Here is a 10,113-nt window from a genome sequence, read left to right on the forward strand (position 1 = left end):
CCGAAGAGCCAGTTTCTCGGAGTTGGCGCCTGACAGATCGATCTCATACTGGACGTCGGCGGTAGAAATTGACGGCTCGTCAGCGCCCCGCCGTCGAAATCATCGGACAGCTTATGAATGACCTGCACCGAGCCGGTAGCGACGGGCTCCCGGGACGCTCTGGGAAACGATTCCTGAAAGTCCCCGGCATGCATGCGTCATTGGCGAGTAGGCGAATGTCCGCTCTCGGCTGGCGCGAGGCGCTGAAGCTCGGGACTATCGCCAACCCATTACTCGATTCGCAGGATGGCAGTCGCCTCGAAGTGGTACTGACCCTGGCGCCGGACTTCTGGCTCTTACGAACTATGGCTCTATGGCAGCAACTACGATAATCGGTACGGCTCGAACCCCGGAGGACCATACTTGGCAGAATCCGAACCACATTCCAGCAGCTCACGGGCCTGCGGTCGCTGTCGCGCCGGTTCGCCGTCGCTCTGGGGTAACCGGATGACGGGACTCCCGTAGTGATAAGCCAGGATGGGCAAGACATCCCACCGCCGGGCGTGGCAGCAATGCGGAGCCGTTCCACACCCGGCGGATGGGGGTTCGTGTCGGAGGGGCGACATCGACCACGAATCCATGATCGTCGTTCGCAGCGAACTACAACTCACGCCCAGGTAGCCGTATCAGCCGTGGGGCCAACGCTGGGCACGCGTCCAGAATGTAAGCCAACCGTCGAGTACGCCATCGTCACGGTTGCTCACTGCGGTTGCCGTGCTCCTTTCTGAGGTTCGGTTGGTGTATCCGGCCGCGATGGCATCTTCATTCCGACTGCCCGGAGTTCTCGGCTCGGCGTTCAAACTCCTCCAAGACAGTGCTGGCTCGCGCGGTTCAGGTCTGATGGCTTGTACTGCAACTGCAGTTGTCCCGAACCCGGCTGTCAGAGAGCTGGCGGGAGTGAGCCGCTGCGCCCGACGGCTTGCTCGTCCTCCAGCACGGCGAGATCCTCTGCCGGGCTGACGGCCTTGAGGGCACACCGTGCGCCGAGTCGCGGGGCCGCGACTCGGCGCTACGAGGCCAGCAGGTCGAATTGTGAGCCCACCACAAACAGCCCCAACGCCGTCCAACGCATCACATGTCCGGGCCGGGCGGCGTCCAGCAGGAACGCCAGCAGCCGCGCAGCGCCGTATACCGGCAGCAGAAGCAGCCTCAGCACCCAGGCGAGCATCCGGTCGTACGCGGTGGCGACGGCCAGCATGGCGCCCACCATCGCGGCCGGAAACCCGAAGGACACCAGAAGGATGGTGAACAGGTTCTCCGGCGGAGGTGCGAGGTGGAGCGTCACGGTGAACCCGATGACGACCACTGGTGCGCCGGCCGCGAGTAGGAGCAGGAACCGCTCCTGGAGGCGGAGATCGGCGGACCACGTCGCCCGCCGGCGAGCAGCGTGGTGCACCTGCCTTCGCGCGTACGCGCCGACTGCGAGCAGCCGCGATGGACCGATCAGGTCGAGGATGACCGCCAGACCCGCGACGAACTGGAGTACCTTGCCGACCCGGCCCCACCACGGCACGGGCAGCGACCACAGCGTGCGCCCAGTCGCCGACCCGGCAAACCAGGCCGCCCAGGCATCGGCGTAGTCGGTGCTGACGGCGACCCCGACGACGACGCCGGCGGTTACGGCACCGACCAACGCGCCACGCCGCCGCGTCATGCGCCTCATCTTACGAAACGGGCGCGAGCGGGTGGGGCGGCCGGCAGCGTGCCGGCCGGCGGGTCACCCGCGAGGAGTCGGTGACGGATTGGCGGCCCTGCGCCGCTGGGTAACATCCTCCCCGTTTGATCGCCCGGACGATGTTGGGACACCGTGGGGAAGCGCACCGGGAACACGCGCCCTAACTGACCGGCGTCGGTACCAGCCGTCCAAGGCAGGACCACCTCCAGGCGATCGTCAAGAACAGACTCAAACGCGTCCAGTACGGCCCGACCTGCTCGACAACTTCCTCACCCGAACCGGCCTGCCCCTCGAACCCAACACAACGTGACCCTTCAAGTTCTGTAGCGCCGTTCGCGACGACGCTCGGCGGCCTCCTCGCTCGGCCCGAGCCGGTCGATTACGTCGGCGACGGCGTGGCGGGCGGCGCGCAGATCGCCGGCGTACGCCGGCGACATCTGGACCAGGCGTTCGTAGATCGCGACCACCTCCTCCGCCGCGGCCAGCGCCCCCGGCAGGTCGACGCCGCGGCTGGTACGCACCCGAACGATCCCCCACAGGGTCGTGAGCAGCCCGCGCAGGTGGGCGGCCGGATTCGCCTCGGCGAGCTGCCGGCGGATGATCACCGCTTCCCTCGTCGGTGTGATCGACTCCGCCACCCGGCCGATGTCGAACAGCCGGTGCCCGAGGTTGTTCAGCGACGAAGCGAGGTACGGCAGGTGGCCAGGGTCGTGATCGGCCAGCCTCCGGTGGATCGTGACGGATTCCTCGATCGGCGCTACGGCCTCATCGTCGCGCCCCTGCCTGGACAGCTGCGCACCCAGGTTGTTCAGCGCGATCGCGTAGTCCTTCAGATGCGCGGCCCGGTCCGCCTCCGCCAGCCCGCGGTACACGTCAACGCTGTCGCGGTAGACGTCGAGGGCCTGGCCCCACCGGCCCAGCCGGGCCAGCAGATTGCCGAGCGCCGCCAGCGACGACGCGAAGCTGGGCAGGTACGCGGACGGAAGGGACCGGGCCAGCCGCCCGTAGATCTCCACGGCCTCCCCGATCCGGGACAACGCATCCTCGCCCCTGTCCAACCAGGACAGTTGAATGCCGAGGTTCTGCAGCGCCATCGCCAGGTGGGGCAGATTCGCTGCGGGCACCGCCTCGGCCAGCCGCCGGTAGATCTCCACCGCCTCCCCGGTAGGCGTGAGAGCCTCCGCCTGCCGGCCGAGGTGGGACAGGCGGGCAGCACCTCCTGCGGGAGGCACGCGAGCCGCGCGCACTGGTCATGGCGGCCGTAGCGACCCTTATACGGGCCAAGCACCCTGACGCCGGCCTCGACACGAGCGCCGACGTCCGGGCCGCTCGCGGTGACCTCCGTCACGGCCTTGACGAACTCCAGTTCATCTCGCCCAACCCACGCCTGGACACCTTCGGCGACCTGGCCGTTGATCGAATCGATGCCTGGCTTGCCGCAACACAGCCCTACGGGGACGAGTGGCTGGGCATGCAGGCCGCACTAACTCAGGTTCATGAACTCGTTTCCGTTTGTTCGCGGAGCCTTTGGGAACGGTCACCGCAGATGCTTCGCCCGGGCACGCCCGCGACCAGCGGTAGACGCAAATGAGCTGTTGCAAAGCTGCGTGCAGCCCATCGCTTCCGCCGACGGTCAACGGGGTCGACGTGGCGCCTCTGGTTAATGCGGAGCTCGACCGGCGCGACGCCGTCCGAGCCAGGATGCGCCCGACCGACCCCGACGGCTTCCCCGGATGCGTGGGGCATCGTCGAGCGGCTCTGGGACGGCACCGTCGAGCGCGCTCGCGGCCTGGACCCCGGGCTACTGCATGACTCGGTGGACGGCGAGTGGTCGTTTATCGAGACCCTGCGACACCTGGTGTTCGCCACCGATGCGTGGGTGCGGCGGGCCATCCTCGGCGACCCCTCGCCGTGGGACCCGCTCGACCTGCCGTGGGACGAGATGCCGGACACCCCGGGGATCCCGCGGGACCGCGAGGCCCGTCCCTCGCTCGACGAGGTCCTGGCGCTGCGCCGCGAACGGATGGCGAGCGTACGCACGGTGCTGGACGGTCTGACCGATGAGTCCCTGGCCAGCCGCAGTGAGCCGGTCGCGGGGGCCGGCTGGCCACCGCCGGCAAGCTTCCCGGTGCGCGAGTGCCTGCTGATCGTCCTGAACGAGGAGTGGCACCACCGGCAGTTCGCCGAACGGGACCTCGACGCCCTGCAGACAGGCGCGAGACGGAAGGCGACCTGATCGGCGTCGGACCGACTGGCTCGACGGGAACCGCGAAGTCGAACGACGCCGGACGCGATTCTCGATCGCTACAGGGTTGGCCAGGCGACGTGATACCGAACGTCGTCCTCACGGCAGGTCGGCGGGGAGCCGGGTCCGCCGGTCGGTGACTGCCTTCGCGAGCTGCGCCTTGGTCAGGCCCTTCGCGCCGGTGAGGTCGGCGCCCATGAGGTGGGTGCCGTCGAAGCGGGCGTCGACCAGGTACGTCTCCGTGAGGTTGGCCGCGTTGAAGTTGGTGGCCGTCAGAGTGGCGCTTCCCAGGCTCGCCGAGCACAGGTTCGCCAGGAGGAAGTCCGTGCGGCTCAGCACCGCGTGCGACAACCTGACTCGAGGCATGGTGGCATCGGGGAAGAAGGCGGTGGTGGCGTCGGCCTCTTCCAGGTTGGCGTCGCTCAGGTCGGTGTCGGAGAGGTCCGCGCCGCGCAGTTGGGCGTGACGCAGCGTGGCGTGGGCCAGTCGGGCGTTGCGCAGCACCGCCTGTTCCAGGTGCGCCTGGAATAGGTTGGCGCCTGAGAGGTCCGCGCTGGACAGTTGCGCGCCGTTCAGATGGAGGCGGACGAGGTCAGCGCCGGTCAGGTCGACGCCCGTCAGGTCTATCCGCGCCGCTGTCAGGCCGGGGCCGACCGGCCGCCGTCCGATCGCGGTGAGCGCGGCCTGCACGTCGGCGGTGGGTGTTCGGGTGGGTTTGGCCGTCTTCTCGGGGCAACCCTCGGGCAGGGGCGGCGGGGTGGGTCGGGGACGCGCCCGTGGCGCGTGTTCGCGGACGTAGGCCGCCAGCACCTCCACGATGGTGGGGATGTCCGGCTTCGAGTCGTCCATCAGCCGCGCGAAGGCGTGGATCGCGCCCAGCCGGACGCCGAGCTTGTCGGAGCCCAGTTGCTCGGTGGCCCGGATGTAGCGATCGGTGACCTGCCCCTTCTCGGCGACTTCGACCTGGCGCCGGGTGGCGTCAGTTGTTTCGGCGGTGTAGTCCAGCGACTGGCGGGTGAACCACAGCGCGCCGACCGTGCCCAGGGCGGTGAGCAGGGCCGCGGCGGCGGCGACCCGCTGGAACCAGTCGACCGGGGCCGGCATCAGCGTAACCACTGGAGCCGAGACGGGCTTCGGGGTCGGATCGGACACGGGTGCGGGAGCGGAAGCCGGCGCGGTTGGCGGCTTCCTGCGTCGGCGCGGCGGAGGCTGGCGTCCTCTCACCCGAGGACCCGCCACGGTTTCGGTGTGAACACCCAGCGCTGGTTGACGTACGCCAACCCGTTGTACGCCATGCCGTACGACTCGCCGGGTCGGGTGTACTCCCAGTCGCAGAGAATCAGCCCCGGGCGGATATGCGGGGCGACCTTCTCGTAGCCTCCGGCGAGGTTGGCCCTGACCTCCGGAGTCCACGCCCGGATGTCGTCGGTGCGGAAGCACTGGACCGACGTCTCGGTCTGGTCCGGTTTGGCCTCCAGCGGCGCCGGAACCTTCGCCGTCCAAATCCACCGCTCGTAGTACGGCTCCGCCCGGGCCGCGAACTCGTCGTCGTAGAGCGTTCGGTAGTCGCCCGAAGTGGGCTTCAGCGACTGGAACAGCTCCGGCGTGGTCGCGGTGCGCAAATCCCGGGCGAGCGCCGCGGCTCCTTCCTCCGTACCCGGATACCCGAACGGCGACGGCGTCGGCACCGGGTCGGCCTTCCCGGAGCTGCATGCGCCGACCAGCACGAGCCCGAGCAGCACGAGGACGACGCGGATCCGCACGCTGCGCCTCCCCGGATGTCGAACGGTCCCGAACCGGAGGCTACGGCCGGACGGGCGCGACACACACCGGGCTGTCGGATTTCCGCCCCCACCCCGACCCGCGCCGCCACATTGAGAGTCGGGCAGCCGTCACGACACCGACCAGCGGGCCGTCCACCGATACCACGACCTCGGCCGTTCAACCGCGGATCGTGTCCTCGCCGCCGGCCGCTTGGCGGCTGAGGTACACCCCTTGCGCCCGACAACGTCGGAGAACGCTTGACTCGGTACCACATCCCACCCTCGCGACGCACCTTCTCGTCTTCGCCGGGCTGCGGGAACTGGCGGGTTGCTGATAGTTGACACGGATTGGGGCAGGCGGGCCATATCGTCGAACCAGGGATGGGCGGAGTCCAGCGTCAGGGAGAGCAGGCGGTGGCGGTGAGGATCGCGACGTTCAACGCCAACAACCTGTTCTCCCGCTGGTCGTTCCAGGCGGAACTTCCCAGGACCGTGGCGAACCCGCCGCTTGCCGAAATCGCGACTGACGCCCCGCCGGAGGCAACAGACGTCCCGGGCGGTGGGCAACCGTCTGTGGTCGAGGTGGTGCTACCCGACGGCACCCGCATGAGCGGCATCCTGCGCACCTTCCGCGGCAAACTCGTCAAGGGCAAGGACCCGAAGGCCCGGGCGTGGATCGCCCGGCGTATCGCCGCGCTGGACGCCGACGTGTTGTGCCTGCAGGAGGTCGAAGACCAGGACGCCTTGGACACGTTCCACCGCGACGACTTGCGTCCCCTCGGCGTTGACTACCGCTACCGAGTCGTCGTGGAAGGCAACGACCCCCGCCGCATCGATGTCGCCATCTGCTCGCGGCTGCCGATCACCCGCATCAGTTCCTGGCGGTTCTGGCCCGACTCCACCGGCGAGCCGGTGTTCGGCCGTGACCTGCTCCAAGCGCAGATCGCCGCCCCGGACGGCAAGCCGCTCCACGTCTTCGTCAACCATCTCAAGAGCAATTTCATCGCCGACGAGCACACCCTCAGCCCCGACGAGGTCCTCGCCGCCCGCGAGGGCATCGCCCGCCGGCGCAGCGAGCAAGCCACCGCGATCGCGCAGATCCTGCGTCGTCAGCGGCTGACCCGCCGGGTCGTGGTCACCGGCGACCTCAACGACACACCCGACGCCGACACCCTCGCCGCGCTACGAACGGCGAACCTCACCGAACAGATCCACCAGGGCACCACCGTCGCCGGCCCCAACCGCAGCGGCACCCTGGTCGACGACAAGTTCGCGGACCTGTCCCCCACCATCTGGACCCACCGCCACCGCGACAAAGGTGTCACCACCTTCGCCCTCTACGACCAGATCTGGACCAGCCCGGACCTGACGGTCACGGCGGCGCATGTCATGCGCCGCACTCAGATCAGCGGCGATGGATCCGACCACGATCCCGCCTACATCGACCTCGCCCTCGACTGACGGTCCCGCGCTCGGCCGCTAGCCGACGCTTGCTAGAGATCAACGGGCCGGGCGAGGGGGCCCAGGCTCTTGCCATGGCCGCGAGGGCAGGCGCCGTATCCGCTGCTGAAGACGTTCCAATGGCGGTGGCAGTACGGCGCATCGCATGGGCCGCAGAACCCGGCGTCGTCGTGGAAGCCGGCCGTCCTTACCATCGCGTACCGATACGGCTCGGCGAAAGCGCCGGCAATCCTCGTCGCTTCCGCCGGCTCCACCGGGTTGCCGTATCCGTTGCCTGCCTCAATACCCGAAAACAGCAGCCACCACCGCTGGTCTCCGTGGCGCAGTCTGGCAGCGTCGAAGACGTCACGTCCCTGCGGAGTCCAATGCTGCCAGCCGGACGGCTTCGCGCCGGGCGGGACGAGCTCCACCCGCGATGCGGGTTGTCCACAGACCGTGCAACGCGGTTCGGCGACGACGGATTCCGTTCGATCAGACGATTTTTCCGACCTCACCCGGATCAACGGACGCGCCGAGTTCGCGGCGGCGCGCACGGCCAGCGCGAGCTCGCCGGGCTGACTTTGCGGCAGGTGGCGGCGAAGGCGGGGGGTACAGCGCCAGCAGCACCTTGACACGGATTTGGACCTTGGCGGCTGTTCGGCGCCCGCCCCCTATTGCCCCTGATGCAGTCGCTCCTTCCCTGCCACTGGCGTTGCCGAGAGTTCGAACTGCTGGACACGCTTCGCCGTCTGTCTCACCTCGCCCAAGGTGCACACGTAGAAGTAGCACCTATCACCTCCAGTCGTCATCATAAAACTGGATGGCGGGCCAGGTAGTCCTGCAGCTCTCGATGGCGGAACTGGTAGCCATTGCCAGCAATTCGCACCAGACCGGCCATGTAGCAGAGGGTGAGGAAGCTCCCGAGCCGCCAGGGAAGCCAATGCTTACTGCATTTTCGCGTACAGATCAGTAAGGCAATGTATCGGACTCCCGCGGCGCCGCTACCAAGTCCCCCTGCGAGCAACAGCGCAAACCAGTATGGGAGCCAGGCTTCCTGACCCGAAAAAATCATAACGCCGATAATTCCTAGCCCGCCTACGAGCCCTCGCGCGAGACCGTACGCAAGGTCGCCACCAGGGATCGATCTCGGGTTCGACGCCCCGGTCCCCCTATCCTCCATTATTTCAAACGCGGCCACCAGCCCCATAATTGACCCAGCCGCGAGCCCGAACGGAAGTCCGAACTTGAGCCAATAACTATTGAATTCGCTCGCAAGTTCGCTTTCAGAGTCGCCCCCGGGCACGCTTCCAAACAAACTATCGAAAAGGCTCTGCATCGCGCTTTCGATCATGCTTCCGAGTGCGACCGCCGCGAGAACAAAGGCGGCCGCAATCGCACAGCAAAGGATGAGAGCGAAAACAAGCGCGAGCCCAAGTTGACGGCGGGCACCGGAGTTGCGAAGCAGAGCAGGGTTCAGTCGCTGCGGTTCAGGCCACACAACCGACCACGACTCACGAACAACAAGGAGAATGAACAGCGTCGGGAACCCGATGCCCAGCAGCTGAACCATCGTCGACCCGATGCCAACTTGGGAGTGGAGAGTCGCGGTAGCAATGAGCCACATCGTTACGAAGATGATGAGGACCACAACACGGGGGCGACGGAAGCCAGCGAGGGGCCACAATTCGTGGAGCACGATATCGGTACTTGACAGCATCCGCCCACCCAAGCTCCGCCCGGTGGCAGCGTTGCGATTGAGGTAGTCGCCCATCACTGCCAGCCATCGATGCACCTGAGGCGGATCGTACGGCTGACCTGGCATTGCTTTGAGCGCGGCGGGTATGAAAAGCCCCAGCAAATGGTCACGTACCGCATCTGCGGTAGCCAGATTCGAATCGGTCAGATCGTTCGGGTCACGCAGAAACGCCCCATCAGGGCTGCGCTGTTCATAGACCACTGTTGCCAGGGTCAGCCGCCAGGGCGTGCTGAGTCCGACCGCAAGAGGACCATAGCGCTCGCTCTTGATAGTGTTTAACACCGGTTGCCACCGGACCGCGTCCTTAACCCGCGCAGATAAACGCGCTAGCCTTCGCTGCATTTACTGGCCGAATTTCTATTTCAGCCGCATCCTCGATCCCCGTGCTATTTGCGATCAAGGCCCTATATTGTCCGCTGCGGCAAGTCACCACCAAATCCGCCTTACTGCGGTAGCGCTGATAGGCGTTGAGCATCCGTAGCGCCCGCCCAGCCCGAGAGGTGTAGCCCGGGCTATCGGTCGCGTCTAGCTCGTCAAGCCCATCGATTACTGGCAGTATGAAGCCAGCCTCTACTATTGCCTGGGCAGAGCGCGGCGACCAGTGGTAGGCGCTGGCCAGATGGGCTGCTAGCCACCGCTCCACGCTGAACTCGCCTCATCTGGGTCGATGAATATCGATGTCCAAAGAGGCAGCCGACAACCGCACAGGGACTGGATCACTGGAAGCTCGGTTTTCCAGCAATGCTAAAATCAACTCCACTGCGAGCATAGTCTTGCCCGCCCCCGGCGCGCCGGTGATCACCATCCGACGTGATCTAAGCCGTTGGTAGTAGGCCGCTACATCGCGCAGCCGACCCCGCCTCGAAGCACCCGAAGCACCCGAAGCACCCGAAGCACCCGAAGCACCCGAAGCATTATGTGCCGATGCCCGCCTGAAATCGAACTCTACGTCGATTGCACGGTCATGACCACTCAGCAACTGCTGACGCGCCTGCTGCTCCGCTCGGCCAACCTCGCCTGCTAGTGCCGTGACCACCAACGTTCAGGGTGTTGGGGTCAGGCTGCGCGGGTGGTGGGTTGGCCCCATCGTTGTTGGCGTTCGCTGCGGATGCGGGCGCGTTCGCGGCGTTGGGCGGTCAGGACGTCGGGGTGGCGGGCGTTGGCGTTGCGCCAGCGCAGGTAGGTCTGTAGTCGC

8 protein-coding genes and 1 pseudogene are annotated in these 10,113 nt (G+C 66.9%); 2 read left to right on the plus strand and 7 right to left on the minus strand.

The features are described 5' to 3' along the window. Positions 1-1,048: 1,048 nt before the first annotated feature. Positions 1,049-1,693: a hypothetical protein gene (locus HCJ94_RS28800; RefSeq protein ID WP_168004153.1), complete on the minus strand. Its 645-nt coding sequence runs from the start codon at positions 1,691-1,693 to the stop codon at positions 1,049-1,051. 335 nt (positions 1,694-2,028) lie between these two features. Then, complete coding sequence (locus tag HCJ94_RS28805) at positions 2,029-2,868, minus strand: tetratricopeptide repeat protein (protein ID WP_168004154.1); 840 nt, start codon at positions 2,866-2,868, stop codon at positions 2,029-2,031. 509 nt (positions 2,869-3,377) lie between these two features. On the opposite strand from HCJ94_RS28805, the gene HCJ94_RS28810 reads away from it, so the two are divergent. Then, positions 3,378-3,950, plus strand: coding sequence for a DinB family protein (locus tag HCJ94_RS28810; protein ID WP_205802077.1), 573 nt, complete (start codon positions 3,378-3,380; stop codon positions 3,948-3,950). A 108-nt stretch (positions 3,951-4,058) separates the two neighbouring features. On the opposite strand, the gene HCJ94_RS28815 is transcribed toward HCJ94_RS28810, so the two are convergent. Together HCJ94_RS28815 and HCJ94_RS28820 are read right to left on the minus strand one after the other, a co-directional pair. Next, positions 4,059-5,063 (minus strand): pentapeptide repeat-containing protein, encoded by a 1,005-nt coding sequence (locus tag HCJ94_RS28815; protein ID WP_168004155.1) that lies wholly within the window; start codon positions 5,061-5,063, stop codon positions 4,059-4,061. Positions 5,064-5,179: 116 nt separating this feature from the next. Next, entirely contained in the window at positions 5,180-5,722 is a 543-nt protein-coding gene (locus HCJ94_RS28820; RefSeq protein WP_168004156.1) for a hypothetical protein, read from the minus strand. Positions 5,723-6,070: 348 nt separating this feature from the next. On the opposite strand from HCJ94_RS28820, the gene HCJ94_RS28825 reads away from it, so the two are divergent. Next, the gene (locus HCJ94_RS28825) at positions 6,071-7,183 is read left to right on the plus strand and encodes an endonuclease/exonuclease/phosphatase family protein (RefSeq protein ID WP_168004157.1); all 1,113 of its coding nucleotides are present in this window, start codon (positions 6,071-6,073) and stop codon (positions 7,181-7,183) included. A 32-nt stretch (positions 7,184-7,215) separates the two neighbouring features. Here HCJ94_RS28825 and HCJ94_RS28830 read toward each other — a convergent pair whose 3' ends face one another. From HCJ94_RS28830 to HCJ94_RS31660, 3 genes and pseudogenes are all read right to left on the minus strand, one after another. Beyond that, positions 7,216-7,593, minus strand: a complete 378-nt coding sequence (locus tag HCJ94_RS28830) for a hypothetical protein (protein ID WP_168004158.1) — start codon at positions 7,591-7,593, stop codon at positions 7,216-7,218. A gap of 377 nt (positions 7,594-7,970) precedes the next feature. Continuing rightward, complete coding sequence (locus HCJ94_RS28835; protein WP_168004159.1) at positions 7,971-9,119, minus strand: hypothetical protein; 1,149 nt, start codon at positions 9,117-9,119, stop codon at positions 7,971-7,973. Positions 9,120-9,974: 855 nt separating this feature from the next. Next, a pseudogene (locus HCJ94_RS31660) lies at positions 9,975-10,113 on the minus strand (IS630 family transposase); the annotation flags it as partial.

It is taken from the genome of Micromonospora thermarum (genome assembly GCF_012034245.1).
In the GTDB taxonomy this organism is placed as follows: Bacteria; Actinomycetota; Actinomycetes; order Mycobacteriales; family Micromonosporaceae; genus Micromonospora; species Micromonospora thermarum.